Source organism: Acidovorax sp. NO-1 (assembly GCF_000238595.1).
Taxonomy (GTDB): domain Bacteria; phylum Pseudomonadota; class Gammaproteobacteria; order Burkholderiales; family Burkholderiaceae_C; genus Acidovorax.
Genome location: NZ_AGTS01000094.1, coordinates 17,623 through 40,741, shown reverse-complemented (window position 1 = coordinate 40,741; position 23,119 = coordinate 17,623). Strand labels below are relative to the sequence as shown.

At 64.2% G+C, this 23,119-nt stretch carries 25 protein-coding genes and 1 pseudogene; 13 read left to right on the top strand and 13 right to left on the bottom strand.

Features of this window, described 5'->3' with window-relative positions; all coding sequences use genetic code 11:
- Together KYG_RS15525 and KYG_RS15520 are read left to right on the top strand one after the other, a co-directional pair.
- On the top strand, positions 1-420 hold the full coding sequence (locus tag KYG_RS15525) for a hypothetical protein (protein ID WP_008905875.1): 420 nt from the start codon (positions 1-3) through the stop codon (positions 418-420).
- A gap of 21 nt (positions 421-441) precedes the next feature.
- Positions 442-912 carry a DUF6152 family protein gene (locus tag KYG_RS15520; protein WP_008905874.1) on the top strand — a complete coding sequence of 157 codons (471 nt, stop codon included), beginning with the start codon at positions 442-444 and terminating at the stop codon, positions 910-912.
- Between the two features lie 111 nt (positions 913-1,023).
- On the opposite strand, the gene adk is transcribed toward KYG_RS15520, so the two are convergent.
- The 6 genes from adk to KYG_RS15490 form a co-directional block, all read right to left on the bottom strand.
- Complete coding sequence (gene adk, locus KYG_RS15515) at positions 1,024-1,680, bottom strand: adenylate kinase (RefSeq protein ID WP_008905873.1); 657 nt, start codon at positions 1,678-1,680, stop codon at positions 1,024-1,026.
- Positions 1,681-1,865: 185 nt separating this feature from the next.
- Positions 1,866-2,687 carry a 3-deoxy-manno-octulosonate cytidylyltransferase gene (gene kdsB, locus KYG_RS15510; RefSeq protein WP_008905872.1) on the bottom strand — a complete coding sequence of 274 codons (822 nt, stop codon included), beginning with the start codon at positions 2,685-2,687 and terminating at the stop codon, positions 1,866-1,868.
- On the bottom strand, positions 2,684-2,866 hold the full coding sequence (locus tag KYG_RS15505; protein ID WP_008905871.1) for a Trm112 family protein: 183 nt from the start codon (positions 2,864-2,866) through the stop codon (positions 2,684-2,686). The genes kdsB and KYG_RS15505 overlap by 4 nt, the downstream gene beginning before the upstream one ends.
- A 62-nt stretch (positions 2,867-2,928) precedes the next feature.
- Entirely contained in the window at positions 2,929-4,017 is a 1,089-nt protein-coding gene (gene lpxK / locus KYG_RS15500; protein WP_008905870.1) for a tetraacyldisaccharide 4'-kinase, read from the bottom strand.
- A 5-nt stretch (positions 4,018-4,022) separates the two neighbouring features.
- Positions 4,023-4,457 carry a biopolymer transporter ExbD gene (locus tag KYG_RS15495; protein WP_008905869.1) on the bottom strand — a complete coding sequence of 145 codons (435 nt, stop codon included), beginning with the start codon at positions 4,455-4,457 and terminating at the stop codon, positions 4,023-4,025.
- Between the two features lie 42 nt (positions 4,458-4,499).
- A complete protein-coding gene (locus KYG_RS15490) occupies positions 4,500-5,147 on the bottom strand; it encodes a MotA/TolQ/ExbB proton channel family protein (protein ID WP_008905868.1) in 648 nt (215 codons plus the stop codon).
- A 352-nt stretch (positions 5,148-5,499) separates the two neighbouring features.
- Here KYG_RS15490 and xseA point away from each other — a divergent pair, with 352 nt between their 5' ends.
- Positions 5,500-6,825, top strand: coding sequence for an exodeoxyribonuclease VII large subunit (gene xseA / locus KYG_RS25250; protein ID WP_034694905.1), 1,326 nt, complete (start codon positions 5,500-5,502; stop codon positions 6,823-6,825).
- A 192-nt stretch (positions 6,826-7,017) separates the two neighbouring features.
- A complete protein-coding gene (locus tag KYG_RS25245; RefSeq protein ID WP_008905866.1) occupies positions 7,018-7,599 on the top strand; it encodes a superoxide dismutase in 582 nt (193 codons plus the stop codon).
- 183 nt (positions 7,600-7,782) lie between these two features.
- On the opposite strand, the gene KYG_RS15475 is transcribed toward KYG_RS25245, so the two are convergent.
- Positions 7,783-8,274, bottom strand: a complete 492-nt coding sequence (locus tag KYG_RS15475; RefSeq protein WP_008905865.1) for a DUF192 domain-containing protein — start codon at positions 8,272-8,274, stop codon at positions 7,783-7,785.
- A 328-nt stretch (positions 8,275-8,602) separates the two neighbouring features.
- On the opposite strand from KYG_RS15475, the gene icd reads away from it, so the two are divergent.
- From icd to KYG_RS15445, 7 genes are all read left to right on the top strand, one after another.
- Positions 8,603-9,862: an NADP-dependent isocitrate dehydrogenase gene (icd, locus tag KYG_RS15470; RefSeq protein ID WP_008905864.1), complete on the top strand. Its 1,260-nt coding sequence runs from the start codon at positions 8,603-8,605 to the stop codon at positions 9,860-9,862.
- A 221-nt stretch (positions 9,863-10,083) separates the two neighbouring features.
- Positions 10,084-13,320, top strand: coding sequence for an EAL domain-containing protein (locus KYG_RS15465; RefSeq protein WP_008905863.1), 3,237 nt, complete (start codon positions 10,084-10,086; stop codon positions 13,318-13,320).
- 141 nt (positions 13,321-13,461) lie between these two features.
- Positions 13,462-14,004 carry a TIGR02281 family clan AA aspartic protease gene (locus KYG_RS15460; protein WP_034694922.1) on the top strand — a complete coding sequence of 181 codons (543 nt, stop codon included), beginning with the start codon at positions 13,462-13,464 and terminating at the stop codon, positions 14,002-14,004.
- A 464-nt stretch (positions 14,005-14,468) separates the two neighbouring features.
- Positions 14,469-14,756 (top strand): DUF6506 family protein, encoded by a 288-nt coding sequence (locus tag KYG_RS15455; RefSeq protein ID WP_008905861.1) that lies wholly within the window; start codon positions 14,469-14,471, stop codon positions 14,754-14,756.
- 142 nt (positions 14,757-14,898) lie between these two features.
- The gene (locus KYG_RS23905; RefSeq protein ID WP_008905860.1) at positions 14,899-15,318 is read left to right on the top strand and encodes a GFA family protein; all 420 of its coding nucleotides are present in this window, start codon (positions 14,899-14,901) and stop codon (positions 15,316-15,318) included.
- A gap of 206 nt (positions 15,319-15,524) precedes the next feature.
- Positions 15,525-15,908 (top strand): RidA family protein, encoded by a 384-nt coding sequence (locus tag KYG_RS15450; RefSeq protein WP_008905859.1) that lies wholly within the window; start codon positions 15,525-15,527, stop codon positions 15,906-15,908.
- A gap of 94 nt (positions 15,909-16,002) precedes the next feature.
- On the top strand, positions 16,003-16,569 hold the full coding sequence (locus KYG_RS15445; RefSeq protein ID WP_085942596.1) for a GNAT family N-acetyltransferase: 567 nt from the start codon (positions 16,003-16,005) through the stop codon (positions 16,567-16,569).
- Between the two features lie 163 nt (positions 16,570-16,732).
- On the opposite strand, the pseudogene KYG_RS15440 reads toward KYG_RS15445, so the two are convergent.
- Positions 16,733-17,143, bottom strand: a pseudogene (locus tag KYG_RS15440) (NAD-binding protein); the annotation flags it as partial.
- 232 nt (positions 17,144-17,375) lie between these two features.
- Here KYG_RS15440 and KYG_RS15435 point away from each other — a divergent pair.
- Entirely contained in the window at positions 17,376-17,675 is a 300-nt protein-coding gene (locus KYG_RS15435) for a type II toxin-antitoxin system RelE/ParE family toxin (RefSeq protein WP_008905856.1), read from the top strand.
- Entirely contained in the window at positions 17,675-17,974 is a 300-nt protein-coding gene (locus KYG_RS15430; protein ID WP_008905855.1) for an addiction module antidote protein, read from the top strand. Before KYG_RS15435 ends, KYG_RS15430 begins: the two co-directional genes overlap by 1 nt.
- An 84-nt stretch (positions 17,975-18,058) precedes the next feature.
- On the opposite strand, the gene mmsB is transcribed toward KYG_RS15430, so the two are convergent.
- From mmsB to KYG_RS15405, 5 genes are all read right to left on the bottom strand, one after another.
- Positions 18,059-18,946, bottom strand: a complete 888-nt coding sequence (gene mmsB, locus KYG_RS15425; protein ID WP_008905854.1) for a 3-hydroxyisobutyrate dehydrogenase — start codon at positions 18,944-18,946, stop codon at positions 18,059-18,061.
- Positions 18,947-19,089: 143 nt separating this feature from the next.
- On the bottom strand, positions 19,090-19,563 hold the full coding sequence (locus KYG_RS15420; protein WP_008905853.1) for a TfoX/Sxy family protein: 474 nt from the start codon (positions 19,561-19,563) through the stop codon (positions 19,090-19,092).
- A 73-nt stretch (positions 19,564-19,636) separates the two neighbouring features.
- Entirely contained in the window at positions 19,637-20,803 is a 1,167-nt protein-coding gene (locus KYG_RS15415) for an acyl-CoA dehydrogenase family protein (protein WP_008905852.1), read from the bottom strand.
- A 45-nt stretch (positions 20,804-20,848) separates the two neighbouring features.
- Complete coding sequence (locus KYG_RS15410; RefSeq protein ID WP_008905851.1) at positions 20,849-21,235, bottom strand: lysozyme inhibitor LprI family protein; 387 nt, start codon at positions 21,233-21,235, stop codon at positions 20,849-20,851.
- Between the two features lie 193 nt (positions 21,236-21,428).
- Positions 21,429-22,946, bottom strand: a complete 1,518-nt coding sequence (locus KYG_RS15405) for a CoA-acylating methylmalonate-semialdehyde dehydrogenase (RefSeq protein ID WP_008905850.1) — start codon at positions 22,944-22,946, stop codon at positions 21,429-21,431.
- Positions 22,947-23,119: the final 173 nt, after the last annotated feature.

The window sequence follows — 23,119 nt, the reverse complement described above, 5'->3', positions numbered from 1 at the left end:
ATGTTCGCCGATCTCAAGACCCACGTATGGGCCTACCCTGCGCTGGAAGTGGCGCACATCGTGGGCATTGCACTGCTGCTCGGAAACCTGGTGCTGCTGGAGCTGCGGGTGTTTGGGCGCGGTGCGGCGTTGCCGGTCAGGGACCTGGCCCGGCTGAGCCTGTCGGTGGCGCTGTGCGGCTTTGGCCTGGCGGCGGCCTCGGGCCTGCTGATGTTTGCCACGCAGCCTGCCGAGCTGCTCAGCAACCGCATATTTACCTTGAAGATGCTGTTGTTAATGCTTGCAGGCTGTAATGCTGCGTGGTTCCATGGACGCGGGTCATTGGCGCGTCTGGACGGGCTGGCCCGTGCGCAGATGCTCGCATCCACCGTGGTCTGGCTGGCCGTCGTGGTTTGCGGCCGCTGGATTGCCTATGTCTAGCCAATCAAGGAGAGAACCTCTATGAGCCTGCAACGTCGTCACCTGCTCGCGGTCGCCGCAGCCCTGCCGCTGGCTGCCCGCGCCCACCACGGCTGGAGCAGTTTTGACCCCGACCGCCCCATCTACCTGGAAGGCACGGTGCGCAAGGTGCGCTGGCAAAACCCCCATGCCGAGCTGGAACTGGAGCTGCCCGCCGATTTGAAGCTGCCCGCCAGTCTGGCGCAGCGGGCCGTGCCCGCCCAGACCTCGCCGGTGGATGGCAAGGCGCTGCTGGCCAAAACCGTCTTGCCCACCCGCAAGGACCGTACATGGGAGATCGAGCTGGCGCCGCTGACCCGCATGCAGGCCTGGCAGGTGCCAGAGATCAAGCCGGGCGCGGTGCTGTCGGTGGTCGGCTTTACCCTGCGTGAAGAAAAGGGCGATGCGGTGCTGCGCGCCGAATACCTGTTTGTGGATGGCAAGGCCTACGCGCTGCGTTCCGGGCCTGCCTGAGCGACGGACTGCAACGGGCTGGCGGAGGGGCCGTTCAAAAAGCAAAGCGGCGCACCCTGGGGGGTACGCCGCTCTTTTTGATGGTCTTTCCCGGGTCTGGGAGTCGGCAGGTCAGCTGGCCAGTGCCTCGAAGGCCCGCGCGGTGATTTCGTCCACGGTGCCCGTGCCACTGATGGCGCGGTACTTGGGCGCGGTGTCTGGCTCGGCCTTGGCCCAGTTGCTGTAGTAGTCCACCAGGGGGCGCGTCTGGTCGCTGTAGACCTGCAGGCGCTTTTGCACGGTTTCTTCCTTGTCGTCTTCGCGCTGGATCAGGTCTTCGCCGGTTACATCGTCCTTGCCAGCCACCTTGGGCGGGTTGAACTTGACGTGGTAGGTGCGGCCACTGGCCGGGTGGGAGCGGCGGCCGCTCATGCGCTCGATGATGGCGTCAAAGGGCACGTCGATTTCCAGCACGTAGTCGAGCTTGACGCCCGCCGCCTTCATGGCATCGGCCTGGGGAATGGTGCGGGGGAATCCGTCAAACAGAAAGCCGTGTGCGCAGTCTGCCTGCGTGATGCGTTCCTTCACCAGCCCGATGATGATGTCATCGCTGACCAGGGCCCCGGAATCCATCACGGCCTTGGCTTGCAGGCCCAGGGGCGTGCCCGCCTTGACGGCCGCGCGCAGCATGTCGCCGGTGGAGATTTGCGGGATGCCGTACTTCTGGCAGATGAACGTGGCTTGCGTGCCCTTTCCGGCGCCAGGCGCGCCCAACAGAATCAGTCTCATGGAAGTCCTCGAAGGTTAGAAATCGGTCGGCGCCGCTGGCGCGGGCATTCGAAGGGCGCCTGAAGCCGTTCGGGTCGCCCGGGATGCGATGCTCTGGTTGCGGGCGAGGATAGCATGTGACTCCCTCGCCCTGACTTACACGGTACGCGGGCTTTCAGGGGCCGTTCTGTGGGCAGTGCAGCACATCAGCCAGCCAGCAGGCGGCGAACCCGCTCCAGGTCTTGGGGCGTGTCCACACCCGGCCCGGGCGCGGTATCGGTCAGGTGCACCGCAATGCGGTGGCCATGCCACAGCGCCCGCAGCTGCTCCAGCGCTTCCACGGCCTCTGTGGGCGCGGGCGCCAGTGCCGGAAACGCGCGCAAAAAGTCCGCACGGTAACTGTAGATGCCCACGTGGCGCAAGGGCGCGAACCCCGCCAGCGCGGCCACGCCGGGCGCTGCCTCGCGGGCCGCGCCGTCCCACCAGCACGCATCGGCATGGTCGCGTGCGAACGGGATGGGCGCGCGGCTGAAATAGTGCGCCAGCCCGCGCGCGTCCAGCACGACCTTGACCACGTTGGGGTTGGTGTAGTCGGCCAGCGAGGCAATGGCGTGCGCGGCCGTGCCCATGCTGGCTTCAGGCCGGGCGGTGAGCAGGGCCGCCACCGCGTTGATGAGGCCAGGCTCCATCAGTGGCTCGTCGCCCTGCACATTCACCACCACGTCGTCGCCCTCCAGGCCCAGCAGGGTGCAGGCTTCAGCCAGGCGGTCGCTGCCGCTGGCGTGGTCGCTGCGGGTGAGGATGGCTTCCACCCCATGCTGGCGGCAGGCGTCGAGGATGCGCACATCGTCAGCGGCCACCACGGTGCGCTGGGCGCCACTGGCGGCGGCGCGCCGGGCCACGCGCACCACCATGGGCAGGCCCGCAATGTCCGCCAGGGGCTTGTCGGGCAGGCGGCTTGACGCCATGCGGGCCGGGATCAGTACGGTAAAGCTGCCCTCGCTGGCGGCGGCGGCCGGGGTGCTCACTGCTCCAGTTCCTCGTCGGTGAGCGTGCGGGCCTCGTTCTCCAGCAGCACCGGTATGCCGTCGCGCACCGGGTAGGCCAGGCGTGCGCTGCGCGATACCAGTTCCTGGGCTTCGCGGTTGTAGGTCAGCGGGCCTTTGGTGACGGGGCAGACCAGCAGTTCAAGCAGTTTGGGATCCATGGCGGCGGGCTTTCCGGGGGAGGGTTCGTTCAGGCAGGTGGGGATGGATGATAGCGGCGGGCTCATGTCAACCGGGCTTGGCCCAGGGCTGCATCCAGGCGGGCGTCCAGTGCTTCCAAGAACCCGGGGTCGATCTGCAGTTGCAAGGGCACGGCCAGTGCATCCACGCCCTGCAGCCACAGCTTCACGGCGTCTTTTTCGGTGCAAATCAGGGTGTAGCGCTTATCAGACAAGCGCTTCCAGCTATTGAAATCATAGTGATCGGGCAGGGGCTCTGCGTGGGCCAGCGTGAGCCCCTGCGCCCGCAGCATGGCAAAGAAGTCTTCGGGCCGGGCCACGGCCGCCACCGCGTGCAACGGCTGGCCCTGCAATTGCGCCAGGGGCACCTGCGTGCCGTCCGCGCGCAGCGCATGCGGAGCCAGGGTGCGCTGCAGGCCGAACGCTGGTGCGGTGCCACCGGGCACGGCGTGGCCCGCGTGCAGCACGAAGTCCACGCTGCGCGGCCAGGGCTCGCGCAGCGGGCCCGCAGGCAGCAGAAAGCCATTGCCGATGCCTTGGTCGTTGAACACGCAGATCTCCACATCGCGCTGCAGCGCAAGGTGCTGCAGGCCGTCGTCGCACACCAGCACGTCGGTATCCGGATGGGCGGCCAGCAGGGCGCGGGCGGCGTCGATGCGGCGGGCGGCCACATACACGGGCACCGCTCCCGTACCGGGCGCCCGGCTCGCGGCCATGCTGCGCGCCATCAGTGCGGGCTCGTCACCGACATCGCTGGCGCTGCTGTGGGGCGTGGCGGCCCGGCAATCGGTGGTGCTGCGCCCGTACCCGCGGGAGATCACCCCGACGCGCAGTCCGCGCGCCACCAAATGGTGCACCAGCGCCAGAACCACGGGCGTTTTGCCAGCGCCCCCGGCAATCACATTGCCCACCACCACCACGGGCCGGCCGGGGTGCTCTGCCCGCAGCCACCCCCAGCGGTACAGGGCGCGGCGCAAGCGCACCACCAGGCCGTAGATGACCGAAACAGGCCACAGCGCCCATGCGGCCACAGAGCGCTGGTGCCAGACCTGTTGCAGGCCGCGCTGCGTGGAAGCGGTCGTGGAAGGGGTCGTGGATGAGGCGGAGGGCGGCTGCGGCCCGGCGGCAGCCATGCCCGTCAGCGGCTGGCGGCGCGGCCTGTTGCCGACGACTGCGTGGCAAAGGTGATCTGCGTGAGGCCCACGCGGCGTGCGGCCTCCATCACCGACACCACGGACTGGTGTGGCGCCATTGCATCCGCGCTGATGATGACCACGCTGTCACGCCCCGCAGCGGCGGCGGTGCGCAGCGCCTGCGCAATGGCGTCCACGCTCTTGCCGTCCACACCGGTCTTGTTGACGGCATAGCGGCCATCGGCCGCCACAGAGACGATCACCTCCTTGGGGTGGTCGCGCTGCTGCTCGGCGTCGGCCACGGGCAGGGTCAGCTGCAGTTCGGTGAACTTGCTGTAGGTGGTGGTCAGCATCAGGAAGATGAGGATCACCAGCAGCACGTCGATGAACGGGATCAGGTTGATCTCGGGCTCGTTCTTGGGACGGGGGCTGAAGTTCATGGGCGATGGCAAGGAAGCGGGCAGGCGGCCAAAAAGGGCTTTTTATTTGGCCTTGCGCAGGCGCAGGATGTGGCGCACAAACTGCTCGGACGCGAGCTCCAGCGTGAGCAGGTAGGCATCCACACGGGCGCGGAAGTAGCGCCAGAAGATCAGCGCCGGGATGGCCACGATCAGGCCGAACGCGGTGTTGTACAGCGCAATGGAGATGCCATGCGCCAGCTGCGCGGGGTTGCCGCCGCCCATGGCCTGGCCCATGCCGCCGCCACCGGCCTGCGAGCCAAAAATCTCGATCATGCCGATGACGGTGCCCAGCAGGCCCAGCAGGGGCGCGGCCGAAGCGATGGTGGCCAGGGCCGACAGGTATTTCTCCAGCCGGTGCGCCACCGCACGGCCAGCGCCTTCCATGGCGGCGCGCAGGTCGGTCTCGCTGCACTGGGGGTTGCTGTTGAGGGTGCGCAGGCCGCTGGCCAGCACTTCGCCCAGCGCGGAGTTCTGCGCCAGCTGGTTCACCACGTCGGGGGTGGGCACTGCTTTCGACGATACCGTGATGGCTTCATCGAGCAATTTCGGCGGCGCGACGCGGGCCGTCTTGAGGGCCACGAACCGTTCGAAAATCAGCGCCATTCCCAGGACGGAACACGCAATCAGGGGCCAAATGGGCCAGCCTGCGGCTTGTATGATGGACAGCAAATCTCTCTCCGGGCAGATGAAAGCAATCGGCGATTATGGCCCAGCTTGCAGCGGCTTCTGCGTCACAAACAGTTACCTCGCCGCGCGCCTTTTCCCCGGCCGGTGTCACCCACAAAATCTGTGGATAACTTTGTGGGAAACCCGGTCTCCGGTCCGTGCAAAGTGGCGCCACGCCGTGGTTGCAACAGATTGATGAAAAATTGCGCAGCAAAAATGCCTTATAAAACAACAACTTGCACGTGTCTGCTTGCTGTGCGGCCGGCTCGGGCCACAGCGGCAAGCTACCCCGCCGCTCCCGTGGCGCTGTGGAGTACTCGCTCTTCAAGCCCCGCGCAAACACGCGCCGCGCCTCATGGTTGAGCGCCCAAACCAAGCAGTGGCGCCGCGTGTGTGGGAAGTTGGCGCGCTATGCCGCGCCATTGCTGATGCGCTGGAGGCAAGGTTCAATCCTGTCGCGGTGCGCGGCGAGATAACGGGCTTTTCGCGCGCATCCAGCGGACATTGCTACTTCTCGGTCAAAGATGCGACTGGGCAGTTGCGCTGCGCCATGTTCCGCCGCGCCGCCAGCCTGCTTGACTTTTCGCCGCGCGATGGCGAATTGGTGGAAGTGCGGGGGCGCCTCGGGGTGTACGAGGCGCGGGGCGACCTGCAGTTCATCGTGGAAAGCATGCAGCGGGCGGGGCAGGGCGCTTTGTTCGAACAGTTCCTGCGCCTGAAGGCGCAGCTCGACGCCGAAGGCCTGTTTGACAGCGCCCGCAAGCGCCCGCTGCCCTTGCAGCCGCGGGGCATCGGTGTGGTGACGTCCACCGGGGCAGCGGCCTTGCACGACGTGGTCACGGCGCTGCGCCGGCGCGTGCCGCACATCCCGGTGGTGCTGGCGCCTGCGCAGGTGCAGGGCGCTGCGGCGCCGGCCTCGCTGGTTGCGGCGCTATCAAAACTGTATCTGCTTGCGCAAGCGGGGCAAGCCCCGGAGGCTGATTTGAGCCAGAATCCGCCGATTGACGTGATTTTGCTGGTGCGCGGTGGTGGTTCCATCGAAGACCTCTGGGCGTTCAACGACGAGCAGCTCGCCCGCACCATCGTGCAAAGCCCGGTGCCCCTGGTGTGCGGCGTGGGGCATGAGACCGACTTCACCATTGCCGACTTTTGCGCCGACCTGCGCGCGCCCACGCCCACCGCCGCGGCCGAGCTGGCGGCCCAGCCGCGCGATGTGTGGCTGGGCGCCCTGGGGCTGCTGGCCGCGCGCATCAGCGACGGGGTGCAGCGCCAGCTCGATGCCCGGCACCAGCGGCTGGACCAGGCCGCGGCGCGGCTGGGCCGGCCCTCGGGCCTGGTGGCGCGCGAGCAGATGCAGCTGGCCCGCCTGGCCCAGCGCATGCACCACGGCGTGCTCCTGAAATTGCAGCGCCTGGCGCAATCACAGCAAGCGCTGGCGGCCCATTTGCCCCAGGCGCTTCAACGCAACGTGGCGCAGCAGTCCGACCGGCTCGGCCGTGCCTCCTTGCGGCTGGAGCTGCTGGACCCGCGCCTGGTGCTGCAGCGCGGCTATGCGCTGTTGACCGACGCTGATGGCCACGCGGTGACCAGTGTGCGCCAGGCCCGTCCTGGCGATGCGCTGCGGGCCACCCTGGCCGATGGTGCAGTCGATGTGACGGTCACCCAGCCGCGGCTGCTGTGAAGCCTTGCTGAGGGCACTCGTGTAGGACATGGCCGGTTTGTGGCCCTGGCCGCCGGTTTGGCGTGGCCCCGGGCTGCACATGTCATCTGATGTTCCTACAATGCCCCCTCGCTCTGTGCCCGACTGCGTTGCTCAGGAAAGCAAGCGTTGCAGATGGCATCCCAGAATTTCTAACCACAAGGAAACACCACCATGGAACACACCCTTCCCCCGCTGCCCTACGCCATTGACGCCCTGGCCCCGCACTACAGCCAGGAAACCCTGGAATACCACCATGGCAAGCACCACAACGCCTATGTGGTGAACCTCAACAACCTGCAAAAGGGCACCGAATTCGAATCGATGACGCTCGAAGAGATCGTCAAGAAGTCGAGCGGCGGCATCTACAACAACGCTGCGCAGATCTGGAACCACACCTTCTTCTGGAGCTGCATGGCCCCCCAGGGCGGCGGCGAGCCTTCCGGCGCGCTGGCTGCAGCCATCAACGCCAAGTGGGGCAGCTACGCCGCCTTCAAGGAAGCGTTTGTGAAGTCGGCCGTGGGCAACTTCGGCTCGGGCTGGACCTGGCTGGTGAAGAAGGCCGACGGCAGCGTGGACATCGTCAACACCGGCGCCGCCGGCACGCCCCTGACCACCGCCGACAAGGCCCTGCTGACGGTGGACGTGTGGGAACACGCGTACTACATCGACTACCGCAACATGCGCCCGAAGTTTGTCGAAACCTTCCTCGACAAGCTGGTGAACTGGAAGTTTGCCGAAGCCAACTTCGCCTGATACGCCCACGGCGGCCCGCCCTGCGCCTGTCTCGGCAGGTCAGGCGGGCAGACAAAAAAACGGCCCTCGGGCCGTTTTTTTAATGGAGTTTGTGTGTTTTGAGGCTCTGGCGCTTGATAGGTAAGCGCGAGTAGCTATAAATATAGTAGCGAGCCAGCGCCCAAAAGGCGTGTTGCTCCGGCATCACTTGCGGCTGAAAAGCGCCCCGCCCAGCTTGGCGCCCGCCTTGATGTTCTTCTTCGCAAACCATCCCTGGTTCATCTCCAGCACATAGCGCACCGGCTTGGTGGAGCAGTGCGAATCCAGTGTCTGCGGCTTCATGTCGGCCAGGTTCACGATGGTGCCGTCGTCATCCACAAACGCTGCCGTGAGCGGCAGCAGCGTGTTCTTCATCCAGAAGCACTGCTGCGCGGGTTGCTCGAACACGAACAGCATGCCCTCGTGCTGAGGCATCTCCTTGCGGTGCATCAGCCCCGTCTGGCGTTCCTGGGGCGTGGCAGCCACCTGGGCGTCGATGCGGTGCATGCCGATGGTCAGCTCCGTGCGCTGCAGGTTCAACTGCGGCTGCTCCTGGGCCAGCGCCAGCGGGGCCTGTGCGGCCAGTGCTGCGCCCAGCAGGGCAATGGCCACGGCGCGGCGGGCTGAAGATCCGGAGGGCAGGGAAGAAGCGGTCATGGCATGGCTTTCAGGGCAAAGGGCAAGGCGGCAGGTTGCCACAACGTGGCGAGCTGGCAGAAAAAAGGCGCGGTCACACGCTCTGTCAGCCGGCGATTTTGATGCAATGCGCAGACCGGCGCACAAGGCCGCGCAAAGCGTGGGCGTTGTTCATCGCGGGCAGCAGCAATCAGCGCACGGTGGGGGGCGTGCTGTGGCGCGGTGGCGCCACGACGGTGCCGGGGGCGGACAGCCTGGGCCCCCGATTTTTTGTCATTAGAATGGCTCGGCCCATTCCTTTCCAGCCCATCTGCCGGACGTGCTTCGGCTTCCACAGGAGACCCCTTCCATGACCACCTACCAGCACATCAAGGTGCCTGCCGAAGGCCAGAAAATCACGGTCAATGCCGACATGTCGCTGAATGTGCCGGACCAGCCCATCATTCCCTTCATCGAGGGTGACGGCACGGGCCTCGACATTACGCCCGTGATGATCAAGGTGGTGGACGCCGCCGTGGCCAAGGCTTATGGCGGCGCCAAGAAGATCCACTGGATGGAGGTGTACGCGGGCGAGAAATCGACCAAGGTGTATGGCCCCGACGTGTGGCTGCCCGAAGAAACCTTGGCAGTGCTGCGCGAGTACGTGGTGTCCATCAAGGGCCCGCTGACCACGCCGGTGGGCGGCGGCATCCGTTCGCTGAACGTGGCACTGCGCCAGGAGCTGGACCTGTACGTCTGTCTGCGCCCCGTGCAGTATTTCAAGGGCGTGCCATCGCCGCTGAAAGAGCCCGAAAAGACCAACATGGTGATCTTCCGCGAGAACTCGGAAGACATCTACGCCGGCATCGAATTCGAGGCCGAGTCGGACAAGGCCAAAAAGATCATCAAGTTCCTGCAGGACGAGATGGGCGTCAAGAAGATCCGCTTTCCCAATACTTCGGGCATCGGCGTCAAGCCGGTGTCGCGCGAGGGCACCGAGCGCCTGGTGCGCAAGGCCATCCAGTACGCCATCGACAACGACAAGCCCAGCGTGACCATCGTGCACAAGGGCAACATCATGAAGTACACCGAAGGCGGTTTTCGCGACTGGGCCTACGCGCTGGCCCAGAAGGAGTTTGGTGCGCAGCTGATCGACGGCGGCCCCTGGTGCAAGTTCAAGAGCCCCAAGTCGGGCAAGGACATCACCATCAAGGACAGCATCGCCGATGCCTTCCTGCAGCAGATCCTGCTGCGCCCGGCCGAATACTCGGTGGTTGCCACCTTGAACCTGAACGGCGACTACATCTCCGACGCTCTGGCCGCGCAGGTGGGCGGCATCGGTATCGCCCCTGGCGCCAACATGTCCGATTCGGTGGCGTGTTTTGAAGCCACCCACGGCACGGCGCCCAAGTACGCGGGCAAGGACTACGTGAACCCCGGCTCCGAGATCCTGTCGGCCGAAATGATGCTGCGCCACATGGGCTGGACGGCGGCGGCAGACCTGATCATCAGCTCGCTGGAGAAGTCCATTGCCTCCAAGAAGGTCACCTACGACTTTGCTCGCCTGATGGATGGCGCGACCCAGGTGAGCTGCTCGGGGTTCGGGCAGGTCATGATCGAAAACATGTAAGCGCCCCTGGCGTCGCGGCGCGCTGGCGCTGCCGGGCCGGGTGTGAAGCCCCTGTTCCTGTGGAGGGAGCAGGGGCTTTTTGCTGCCGCCCGGCGCTGGCGACTTGACGGTTGTCAACCCTCAGCCTTCCCGCCTAAGATGGACCCGCCGCTCCCCGGGCCGCCATGGCACGGGTTGCCAGATGCCCCGGGTTTGTAATGCCCGGAGCGGCACTTGCACCTATGACGGAACCCCCCCTGCGCCGTGTGGCCGAGCCTGAGGCCACGAACCGCCGCTTTGCTGCGCTGGCCGCGCTCAGCCTGCAGGTGGCCGCAGAGCGCGAGCCGCAGGCGATGCTGTCGCGCGTGTGCAGCGGCGCACTGACGCTGGCAGGGGCGCAATTTGCCGTGGTGTGTGTGCAGGGCGCTCACGGCGGGCGTGCCATCACCTGCATGGCCGGGCTGAAACCTCCCGCCGGGGGCGGGCCTGAAACGAACCACATGGCGCCCCACCTGGCGCCCCACATTTCCCACGGCCTGCTGGGGCGTGTGCGGGCAGCGCGCAAGCCGCAGCGGGTGGTGTGCACGGGCGGCGATCCGTGCGACGTGGGCCTGCCCCCCGGCTACCCGCCGCTGTATTCAGCGCTGGTGGTGCCGGTGGCTTCGCAGGCCACGGGCCATGGCTGGATCTGCCTGGGCAACAAGACCGGGGCGGAGGCTTTCAGCGCCGAAGACGAAGAAGTGGTGGCGCTGCTGGGCGCCCACGCAGGGCGCCTTTTTGAACACGCCGACCTGTGCCTGCAGGCGCATCAGCGGGCCGAGCAGCTGCAGAACCAGGTGCACGACCACCAGCAGACGCTGGATGCGCAGTGTGCCAGCCTGGCGCGGCTGCGCCGCGCCCAGGCGCTGGCCAAGATCACGCACGTGATCAGCCGGCACGACGGCAGCTTTGAAAGCTGGCTCGACACCCTGCCGGGCATGCTGGGGCTGGTGCCCGAAGCCATGCCCCAGTCGGCACGCGACTGGCTGGCGCTGGTGCACCCGGACGACCGCACCCGGTTTCGCCAGCATGCCCTGCAGGCCGCCTGGCACGGCGCTCGCATGGACTTCACCTACCGAATCCTGCGCGCTGACGGGGAGTACCTGCACCTGCGCCAGGTGATGGAGCCGCTGGAGGAAGCCATGGGCCGCGGCGAGCAGGGCCGCTGGTTCAACACCATCCAGGACGTCACCACGGAAAAGCGTGCGGAAGAAGAGCTCCACGAGAGCGACCGCCGCTTCAACGACATGCTCGACAAGGTCGAGATGATTTCCATGATGCTCGACTGCGAAGGCCGCATCACCTACTGCAACGACTACCTGCTGCGGCTTACCGGCTGGCAGCGTGAAGAGGTCTCCGGGCGCAACTGGTTCGAGCTGTTCGTGCCGCCCGAAATGGCCCATGTGCGCGGCGTGTTTGCCGATCTCGTGGCCGACAGGCCGTCGGCATGGCATTTTGACAACGAGATCCTCACCCGCTCGGGCGGGCGGCGCCTGGTGCACTGGAACAACACCGTACTGCGGTCCGTTGGCGGGCAGGTCACGGGCGTGGCCAGCCTGGGCGAAGACATCACCGAAAGGCGCGATGCTGAGCGCAAGATCAAGCGGCTCAACCGCGTGTACGCCATGCTCAGCGGCATCAACACGCTGATCGTGCGCGTGCGCCAGCGCGACGAGCTCTTCAAGGAGTCGTGCCGGGTGGCGGTGGAGCACGGGCAGTTCAGGATGGCATGGATCGGCCGGGTGGACCGTGGCCTGGGGCGGGTGGTGCCGGTGGCGCTGTACGGCGCGGGCGCCGAATTTCTCATGCACATCCAGGACCACCTGCAACTGCATGCCCAGCCCACCCCGGGCGAGAGCCTGAGTGCCGATGTGGTGCGCACGGCACGCCCCGTGGTGAGCGACGACATCCAGCGCGACGCGCGCATCCTGCTGCCGCAATACCTGGGCGCGCAGGGCGTGGCGTCCATGGCCGTGTTGCCGCTGCTGGTGGCGCATGAAGTGGTGGGCGTGATGGCCCTGTTTGCCGACGAGGTGGGCTTTTTTGACGACGCCGAGATGCGGCTTTTGATGGAGCTGGCCGGGGACATCGGCTTTGCGCTGGACCACCTGGGTAAGGAAGAGCGGCTGCGTTACCTGGCCTACTACGACGAAATCACCGGCCTGCCCAACCACACGCTGTTTCTGGAGCGCAGTGGCCAGCACCTGCGCACCCGCGAGGGCGCCAAGGCCTTGCAGGCCATTGCGCTGCTGGACATCAGCCGGTTTCGCATCGTCAACGACACTCTGGGCCGCCAAGTGGGGGACGAACTGCTGCGGCAGGTGGCGCAGCGGCTGCAGCAGGCGGCAGGCGATGCCTGGGACGTGGCGCGCATCGGCGTCAACAGCTTTGGCGTGGCCGTGACCGAAGCACGCGACGCGGGCGCGGTGGCCCTGGCGGTAGACCACCTTCTGCGCGCGTGTTTTGACGCCCCCTTTGCACTGGGCGGCACCGAGCTGCGCATGGCCGCAAAGGCCGGGGTGGCGCTGTACCCCATGGATGGGGCCGATGCAGAAGCGCTGCTGCGCAACGCCGAAGCCGCCGTGAACAAGGCCAAGGCCTCGGCAGACACCCTGCTGTTTTACACATCGGAGATGAACACCCGCGTGGCCGAGGCGCTGAGCCTGGAAGGCCGCCTGCGCGACGCCCTGGAGAAGCACCAGTTCGTGCTGCACTACCAGCCCAAGCTGCACCTGCCCACCGGCACCCTCTCGGGCGCCGAAGCGCTCATCCGGTGGCACGACCCCGAGCGGGGCCTGGTGGCGCCCGCGCTCTTCATCCCCATCCTGGAGGAAACCGGCCTTATCTACGACGTGGGCCGCTGGGCCCTGCGGCAGGCGCTGGCCGACAACCTGCGCTGGCGCCAGGCAGGCTTTGCGCCCCTGCGCGTGGCCGTGAACGTATCGTCGCTGCAACTGCTGCACCGGGGCTTCATCTCCGAGGTGGCCGACGCCGTGGCCCACGACGCCCACGCCGCCGCCGGGCTGGAGCTGGAGATCACCGAAAGCATGGTGATGGGCGACGTAGACCACAGCACCCGCAGCCTGTGCGCCCTGCGCCAGATGGGCATCACCATCGCCATCGACGACTTCGGCACCGGGTTTTCATCGCTGAGCTACCTGGCCCGGCTACCGGTGGACACCCTCAAGATCGACCGCTCCTTCATCCTGGCCATGAACACGGGCCCCCAGGGGCGCGCACTGGTGTCCACCATCATCAACCTGGGGCATTCGCTGGGCCTCAAGGTGGTGGCCGAAGGCGTGGAAACTGCAGACCACTCGCGCATGCTGGCCCTGCTGGGCTGCGACGAGATCCAGGGCTACCTGCTGAGCAAACCCTTGCCGGCAGACGAGTTTGAGGCGCAGTTTCTGCAAGGCGCTGGCGGGGCGCCAGCTTCCTGAGCGCCACAGGGTCACAGATGCATGGGCACCTACGCCCATACGACCATACGCCCATACGGGCACACGGCGAGGGGTTTTGGCGCTGCGCCTATGCTGTGCGGGCATGCCACCTTTGCACCGTTTCACACCATCCCGCTTGCCATGGGCACTCCACACCACCACCACATCCCTCCCGCTGATCCCGGCCAACCCACGCGCCGCCTCATGCGGGTGGGCACCCTGGGCATCCTCGCGTTCTGGCTGGTGGTGATGGCCGTGCTGTACTTTGCCATGCAGTACACCCTTGAGCCCAAGGGCGCCACCGTCACGGCCGAGGGCGCGGTGGTGATCCCCCGCCACCACGACGGCCACTTTCGTGTGGCGGGCAGCGTCAACGGCGTGCCGGTGATGTTTCTGGTGGACACGGGCGCCAGCCTGGTCGGTGTGACGGACACCCTGGCCCGCCAGGCCGGCCTGCAAGGCGGCGACCCCATCACCTTCCAGACCGCCAACGGCCTGCGCGAAGGGCGGGTTGTTGCTTCCGACTCGGTCACCGTGCGGTCGCTGGCGGTGTCGGGCCTGCGCGTGGGCACCGGCTACACCGGCCGCAGCGACGATGACGCCTTGCTGGGCCAGAACTTTCTGCGCCACTTTGATGTGGAAATGGGCCGCGACCGCATGGTGCTGCGGCCCCGGGGCAGTTGATGTGGATTGCTATGTTTGTGATAGCTGTTGGCGCATGATGGATAAGCGCTAGCGCCACTTTTTCTTATATTTTTGGAAGTGTGTGGCTCGCAAGGGGTAGTTTGGGGCCCTGAGCCGACGGTGGGCATCCCGTTCCCAAGGCGGCCATTGATTCAAGCCGGATCGGTCAGCACCCACAGCGCGCAGTCTGCTGCCCCAATCCGGCCTGCGGGGCACGCTATAGTTTGTTGCCTTGATGCTTGCCGGGTTTCACGGAATTTTTATACCTGGATATTTGAACAGGCACCTGCTTGCAAACCCATGCTGCAAGCTAGTTTCAGGAGGAATTTGTGTCCAGAATATCCCGCAACGTCCAGTTTATCCCGCAGGGTTTGCGGTCTAAATTACGTTAAACATCGCGCGACTTCAATTTTTGGTCGTTATCAAAAGTCACCGAAACCCAACCGAAAAATTTAGGATTGAACATGGCACTCACGAAATTCGGATTCATCGTCACTGGCGACGACTTCGTTCAGTATCAGGGAACCGAAAAATTCTCCATGAAGGTCGTCGGCGTATCCGACGCAAGCAAAGGCGTAGCCGTTGCAAAGGAAATGGTCGCGGAAGGAATTCAACTCATTGAACTTTGCGGTGGATTCAGCCCTGTCTGGGCAGGAAAAATTATCGAGGCCATCGACTACAAAGTACCCGTAGGTGTAGTTGCATACGGCCCCGAGTCGATCGATAGCATGTATCGTCTTTTTGCCAACTGAGTTCGAAATGCCATTCAGTTCAAGCAATTCAGAACGTGATGTTTAACAAGTTGCTCGTCTCGGTCAAGCAGCAGCAGAATGCCGCTTCGCGGCGTATGCTGCGTGCCGGACAGCGCCAACGTTAGGCCACAAAGAAGCAAATATGAGTACTTACACGGGAAGCTGCCTATGTGGCGGAGTTCAGTTCAGGATCGCAGGCAAACTGAATCCCATCCAAGTCTGTCATTGTGTTCAATGCCGCAAAGCACAAGGCACGGCCGTCGCAACCAACGTACCGGTTAGCACCCACGCGTTCACGCTTGCGCAAGGCGGTGACCTGCTATCTACCTTCGAATCATCACCAGGCAAGAAGCGCGTCTTTTGCAAGGTATGTGGCTCGCCCCTATACAGCAAACGAGAATCACTGCCTGACGTCCTTCGCATCCGCATCGGTCTCATCAATGAAATCATTGAGGCCCCATTAGAGGCGCACTTCTACGCTGGCTCGAAGGCCAACTGGTGGCCCGTTTGTGACGGGCTTCCTCAGTTCGAAACCGGCCCCGACTCACCGAGGCTCGCGTGAACTCAAAACCAAAAAACACAATGCGCAACTCGGCCTCTGAAGCATCTTTCACCCGCCTAACTCGGCGTTCAACTGGACATCAACGTGCTGCGCACGTTGCTGCCAGTTAACTGGGGCGTTAGGCGTCAACAAGCACATGCTGCGCCGTTCTCGGAAGCCCAGACTGCAGCCAAGCCCCCAAAATCTCAGCCACTTGATGAAGTCCGATGAATGAAGCCGAACTCAATGCAGGACTCCCAGCTACGCCGCAATACCGCTACGCGGATCGCCTCGGCGATCATCTGTTTGTGGCTGGCCAGGTGCCTCTCGACTCCCATGGCCACTTGGTGGGCCCCGAAGACCCGAGCGCACAAGCCTTGCAGTGCCTGCGCAACTTAGAGCGGCTCCTCGCAGTACACGAATTTCAAGTCACGGACATTCGACAATTGGTCGTGTACGTGGTCGGGAATCAAGCAAGTCTCTCTGCGGCATGGTCAGCGGTCGCAGATTGGTTTGGTGGCCAAGTTCCGCCTGCTACCCTGCTCGGTATTGCCGGACTGGGCTACGTGGGGCAACTCGTAGAGATTGACGCCACAATAGTCAAGGCGTGAGGTCATCGCACCACATGACGCCTAACCCTTCCATCGAGGGGGTGACTAAAAGGCTGCGCCTTTTAGTCACCCCTCCTGTCAAACGTTATGCCCAATGAACCAAGTTGCACTGTCAATGAATGTTCGTCGTCTTGGCGCTGATGACGCTGCGGCGTTTTCTGCTCTACGGCGGGAAGTTACACGCGAAAATCCCATTCCAATGGGTTTGACGTTTGAGGAAGAACTCACTCGCACGTTGGATGGCTTTCGCGCGCAACTCTCTTCGCCTCTTCCAAACGCTGTGTTCGGTAGTTTCATTGAAGGCGAGCTTGCCGCAACAGCGGCCATTAACCGCGCAGGCCAATTCCCGTCATCGCATCACAAAATGGTGATGTGGGGCGTTTTCACTTCACCGCGGCTTCGCCGTCGAGGACTGAGCCGGCAGGTTGTAGACACCGCGCTTCAGCACGCCTTCGACAACGGTGTGAATCGCGTGAACTTGCAGGTATACGTGCCCAACGAACCGGCAATCACGCTGTACAAGTCAATCGGCTTCGTGGAATACGGAGTCGAGTCTGAAGCCGTGTGCCTTGATGGTCAGTATTACAACGGAGTTCATATGACGCTTGTGAAAGACAGGCATAACAAGCCGCTGCATCCGACCGCCTTCGGCGTTGGCTGAGCGGCAACGTTGAGCGTCTGCTGTCACGTTCCATCACCGGCGTCTGTCACAGGTCGCGCTGCGTGAATTCGTAATGCCGTTCGGACGACAGATTGATTCCGTCAGCCCCCAAAATGAAAACGCCAGCAGACGCTGGCGTTTCTTTATGGTGGGGTGCTCCCCATCACACCTTCTGCACCATTTTGATAATGCTGGAAAAATCCAGCGCCCCATGCCCCGCCAGGCTGTGCGCCGCATACAGGTTGCGCGCCATGCCACCGAGCGGCGTGGCAGCCTTCACCGCCATCGCGTTCTCTTGCGCCAGGCCCAGGTCCTTGAGCATCAAATCCGTGCCAAAGCCGCCTGCATAGCCCTTGCTGGCAGGCGCGGTTTCCATCACGCCAGGGAAGGGGTTGTACTTCTCCAGTGCCCAGTTGCCGCCCGAGCTGCGGCGCATGATTTCGCTGAGCACCTTGGGGTCGAGGCCGTTGGCAACGCCCAGGGCAATGGCTTCGCTGGTGCCGGCCATCAGGATGCCCAGCAGCATGTTGTTGCAGATCTTGGCGGTCTGGCCTGCGCCCACGCTGCCTGCGTGGGTTCTCGACAGCGGATTTGGCCAAATCGAGCGCCACGGTAGTGGCATGCATGTCGGACTCTTTGCTTTTGAAGATTGGATTCCCACGCCAATGAAGACCACTGCGCCGACTTCACGCAAACAAGCGGGGGGATTCCATCCCATCAGTCAAGCGGACTGACCTTGGCTGTCGAGCGTCACGAAGTCACAAACCGCCGCTTGACATTCGTATCCATATAGATACATTCTCGGCATGTTCACGGTACGTCAAACGCAGGAATTCCAAGACTGGCTTGATGGCCTCAAAGACCTCAAGGCTCAGTTGCGCATCGTCGCCAGGCTACGTCTGGCCGAAGCAGGAAATCTTGGCGACTGGAAACCAGTCGGAGACGAGGTATCGGAGATGCGAATCGCATTTGGTCCGGGCTATCGCTTGTACTTTACGAAACGCCAGAACGTACTCATCGTCATGCTCGCTGGCGGTGACAAATCAACCCAGGCAAGAGACATCAAGCGAGCTCAGAAACTCTTGCAACAGTTGGAGCTTGAGTGATGAGTACTTCCAAGACAAAGGCAAAGCTTCTCCCATTCGATGCGGCTCGTTACCTCACCGATGACGAAGCCATTGCCGAGTACATGACTGCGGTTCTGGACACCGAAGACACAGATCTTCTGCTGCTCGCGCTCAGCGACGTTGCACGCGCAAAGGGAATGGCGCAAGTCGCCAAGGATGCTGGTCTAGGTCGAGAGAGTCTTTACAAGGCCCTCGCACCGGGCGCAAAGCCGCGCCTCGACACCATTCTCAAGGTCGCTCGCGCCCTTGGGGTCAGGTTCTCAGCGCATCCCGTGTGACGCCAAACCTTTCCATCGAGAGGTCACAAGGGCTGCAAAAACGCCAGCAGACGCTGGCGTTTCTTTATGGTGGGGCGCTCCCCATCACCCCTTCTGCACCATCTTGATAATGCTGGAAAAATCCAGCGCCCCATGCCCCGCCAGGCTGTGCGCGGCGTACAGATTGCGCGCCATGCCGCCCAGCGGCGTGGCAGCCTTCACCGCCATGGCATTCTCCTGCGCCAACCCCAAGTCCTTGAGCATCAGGTCCGTGCCAAATCCTCCCGCGTAACCCTTGCTGGCAGGCGCGGTTTCCATCACGCCGGGGTAGGGGTTGTACTTCTCCAGTGCCCAGTTGCCGCCCGAGCTGCGGCGCATGATTTCGCTGAGCACCTTGGGGTCGAGGCCGTTGGCAACGCCCAGGGCAATGGCTTCGCTGGTGCCGGCCATCAGGATGCCCAGCAGCATGTTGTTGCAGATCTTGGCCGTCTGGCCGGCGCCCACGCTGCCGGCGTGGAAGATGTTGGCGCCCATTTTTTCGAGCACGGGGCGGGCGCGTTCCAGGTCGGCGGTGTCGCCGCCCACCATGAAGGTGAGGGTGCCTGCAATGGCGCCGCCGGTGCCGCCGGAGACGGGTGCGTCGATAAAGGCCACGCCCTTGGCCTTGGCGGCCTCGGCCACCTTGCGGGAGGTGGCGGCGGCTATTGTTGAGCAGTCGATCACCAGCGTGCCTGCTGGCAACTGGGCCAGCAGTTCGCCCGCGCCCAAGAAGAGGCCTTCCACATGCTGGCTGGCGGGCAGCATGCTGATGACGACTTCGGCGCCTGCGACTGCCGCCTTGGCGTCGCTTGCGATGGGCACGCCGTCTGCGGCCAGCTTGTCGCGCGCGGGTTGCGAGAGGTCGAACGCGCGCACCTCGTGGCCTGCCTTGTGCAGGTTGTGGGCCATGGGGCCGCCCATGTTGCCCAGGCCGATGAATGCGATTTTGGTCATGCTGTGTTGCTCCTTGATGTCGTTGTGATGGGGGTGAATGAAATACTATGAAATTGATAGCTGCTTGCGCTTATCCACCAAGCGCTAGAGGCTAAAAATGCTTGAAAAATGGGGGTCCATCGGTGCTGGTGAGTAGGTGCAGGTCAATCGGTGGTGGGGAAGGGGTCAGTCGTCGTCGGCTTCGAAAATGCTGTGTTTTCTGGCTGCACCCGGGCCCACGGCTTTTGGCGCGGGCAGTTTGCGGGGGGCGGGGGCGCCTTGGCCTTGCGCGGGGGCGTGGCCCTGGCGAGCGGGTTGTAGGCCAGGGCCTCCTGAATCCAGTAGTTCCACTGCGCCCGCGTGGCATAGCCGTTGGGCTCCACCCAGAAGTAGCCTTTCATGCCGCCGCCGGGCGACAACTCGCGGGTGTTCTGCATCTCCTGCAGCGCGCTGTGCTGATCGGGCGGCAGGCGCACCAGCAGCTCGTTGCCCTTGACGGCGATGCACATCTTGCCGTCCACAAAAAAGGCGTGGGTGCCGAACAGCGGGCGCTCTTGCACGTCGCTGCGGTGCGCAAGCGCCGTGCGGACGGCGTCGATCAGGTGCAGCGTTTCGTCAGAGAGCGGGCGGGCGGGCATGAATCTGAATCAATTTGGCCACTAGCGCTTGTGGGATAAGCGCGAGAAGCTATTAAATTGATAGTAATCGCGACTATCGGATCACCTCCGTGGCATCTCCGTCCAGCATGCGCCGCGCAATGATCACGCGCATGATTTCATTCGTGCCCTCCAGAATCTGGTGCACACGCGCGTCGCGCAGCAGGCGCTCCAGCGGGTATTCGCGGATGTAGCCGTAGCCGCCGTGCAACTGCAGGGCGTCGTTGATGACGGTAAAGCCTGCGTCGGTAGCAAAGCGCTTGGCCATGGCGCAGTAGGTGGATGCGTCGCGTGCACCCGCGTCGAGCTTGCTGGCGGCCAGGCGCACCATCTGGCGCGCGGCGACCAGCTCGGTGGCCATGTCGGCCAGCTTGAACTGCAGCGCCTGGAAGCTGGCGATGGGTTTGCCGAACTGCTTGCGGTCTTGCATGTACTGCTGGGCGGCGTTGAGCGCGCCTTGCGCCGCGCCCACCGAGCAGGTGGCGATGTTGATGCGGCCGCCGTCCAGGCCCTTCATGGCGATCTTGAAGCCTTCGCCCTCGCGGCCCAGCAGGTGGTCGGCCGGGATGCGCACGTTGTCAAAACTGATGGTGCGCGTGGGCTGGCTGTTCCAGCCCATCTTCTGTTCCTTCTTGCCGTAGCTGATGCCGGGCGTATTGGCGGGCACGGCAAAGGCGCTGATGCCGCTGGCGCCAGACTGCGCATCACCCGTGCGGGCCATGAGCACCAGCACATCGGTGCTGCCCGCGCCGCTGATGAAGGCTTTGCTGCCGTTGATGACGTATTCGTTGCCCACCAGCTCGGCGCGGGTCTTGAGCGAGGCGGCGTCGGAGCCTGCGCCGGGCTCGGTGAGGCAGTAGGACGCGAGCTTTTCGCCCGTGGTGAGCAGCGGGCCCCAGTGGTCGCGCACGGCGGGCGTGGCCCAGGTGCCCAGCATCCAGGTGGCCATGTTGTGGATGGTGATGAAGGCGGTGGTGCTGGGGTCGATGGCCGCCATCTCTTCAAACACCAGGGTGGCATCCAGCCGGGGCAGGGCGAGGCCACCGGCGGCTTCGGGCGCGTACAGGCCACAAAAGCCCAGCTCGCCCGCCTTGGCGATGGCTTCTTTCGGGAAGATGCCTTCCTCGTCCCAGTGCGCGGCGTGGGGTGCGAACTCGGCTTGTGCAAAGTCGCGGGCCGTCTGGGCAAAGGCGCGTTGTTCTTCGGTGAGTTCAAAGTCCATGGTGTTCTGTCTCTTGGCTTTGTGTTGTTCTGGGGTGGGGCGTGTTTATGGCTTGGCGGACGGGTGGTCCAGCGTCAGCCAGCGCATCAGGCCCTTGCGGCGCGCCTGGGTCTCGGCCGTCAGGCACTCGTGGTACAGGCGTGGCCACTGGGGCTGCGACTCGCTGCTGCGCTGGGCCTGCTTGCAGCGGGTGGTGCGCTCGCGTTGCCAAGCCGTGTGCTCTTGCCGCAGTTGGGGCCGCTCATGGGCCGACAGCGCGCGCATCACATCGGCATAGAGAATGGCGACCTCGGCATCGGCCGCCTGAAAGGCTTGCACGGCGCAGGCGTTGGTTTCATCCACGGTGCCGCCGGGTTTGCAGGCGGCACCGGCCTGTGCGTGGGCATCGGCGCTCATCAGCATCACGCAAACAGCACCGAGGCTGAAGACCATTGCCAATCCCCGCTTCTTCGTCTTGAAAAATTGCATTCCCCGCTTTTACCATCGACCAAAGTGGTCATGACTGGCGCGGCCCAAGGCCAGTGCCACCGTGCAAGGGCCGCCCCGCCGCACGGGTGGCGTCCCCCTTCCGCATCGCGCAGCGATGCAAGAGAAGGGGGAAGGAGCGCAGCGCCTCAGGGGGATGTCACTTCAAGCTAATCGTGGTGTTCACACCCTGCGACGTGGTGCTGTCATCAAACCAGCGTGCCGTTACCGTCTTGGTCTGCGTGTAGAACATGATGACCTGCTTGCCGTAAGGGCCCAGGTCGCCCAGCTTGGAAGCGCGCGAACCGGTGAACGAGAACAGCGGCACGGGCACGGGGATTGGCACGTTGATGCCGACCTGGCCCACGTCGATTTCCTCCTGGAACTTGCGCGCTGCCGCACCCGACTGGGTGAAGATGGCGGTGCCGTTGCCGTTGGGGTTGGCGTTGATGAACTCGATGGCTTCATCAATATCGGCCGCAGGCACCAGGGCCAGCACGGGGCCGAAGATTTCCTGGTCGTAGATGGCCATGCCGGGCTTGACGTTCGAGAAGATCGTCGGGCCCACGAAGTTGCCCTTTTCGTAGCCGGGCACGGTGGGCTTGCGGCCGTCGAGCTCCAGCGTGGCGCCGTCGGCAATGCCGCGCTCGATCAGGCCTTCCACACGGGCGAGGGCGGCGCAGGACACCAGCGGGCCCACATCGGTGCCCTTTTCGGTGCCGCCGTTGACCTTGAGCGTCTTGGCCTTGGCCACCAGCTCGGGGATCCACTTTTGCGCCTCGCCCACCAGCACCACCACCGGCAGGGCCATGCAGCGCTGGCCGGCGGCGCCAAACGAGGCACCGGCGATGGCGTTGAGGGTTTGTTCCTTGTTCGCGTCGGGCAGGATGATGGCGTGGTTCTTGGCGCCCATCATGCATTGCGCGCGCTTGCCGGCCAGGGTGGCGCGGTTGTACACATGGGTGCCCACCTTGGTGGAGCCCACAAACGACACGGCCTTGATGTCCTTGTGATCGCAGATCGCGTTCACGGCCATTTCGCCACCGTGGATCACGTTGAGCACGCCGGGTGGAATGCCGGCTTCCAGCGCCAGTTCCACCAGGCGCATGGTCACCATGGGGTCCTGCTCGGAGGGCTTGAGCACGAAGGTGTTGCCCGTGGCAATCGCCATGGGGAACATCCACAGCGGGATCATGGCGGGGAAGTTGAAGGGGGTGATGCCCGCGCACACGCCCAGCGGCTGCAACAGGGTATAGGTGTCCACGCCACCGGCCACGTTGTTGGCCAGCTCGCCCAGTTGCAGATTGCCGATGCTGGCGGCGTGTTCCACCACTTCGAGGCCACGGAACACGTCACCTTCGGCATCCGGCAGGGTCTTGCCTTGTTCGGCGGTCAGGGTGGCAGCCAGCTCGCCCATGTTTTCGCGGATGAGCTGCTGGTACTTGAGAAAGATGCGGGCGCGGGTGCCGATGGGCGTCTTCTTCCAGGTCTTGAACGCTTCCTTGGCCGAGGCCACGGCGGAATCGATTTCTTCGGCCGTGGCAAACGGCACGCGGGCCAGCACTTCTTGCGTGGCGGGGTTCACCACGTCGCGCCACTCGGTGGTCTTGGATTCGACGAACTGGCCGCCGATCAGCAGCTTGACGGTGGGGGCCTTGACGGCGGTGGATGCGTCCATGGATGTCTCCTGAGAAAAAGTAGCAAAGAAACCTGTGCAGAGCGCGCCGAGAAAAGCCCAGGCGCACGCCCCATCAACAACGCATGTTAGCTGTGCATAATTGTTTGAACAATGGATATTGATGCACTTTGAATCTGCAAAAATGCACACCTACCGGGGCAACTCGGTTTCCG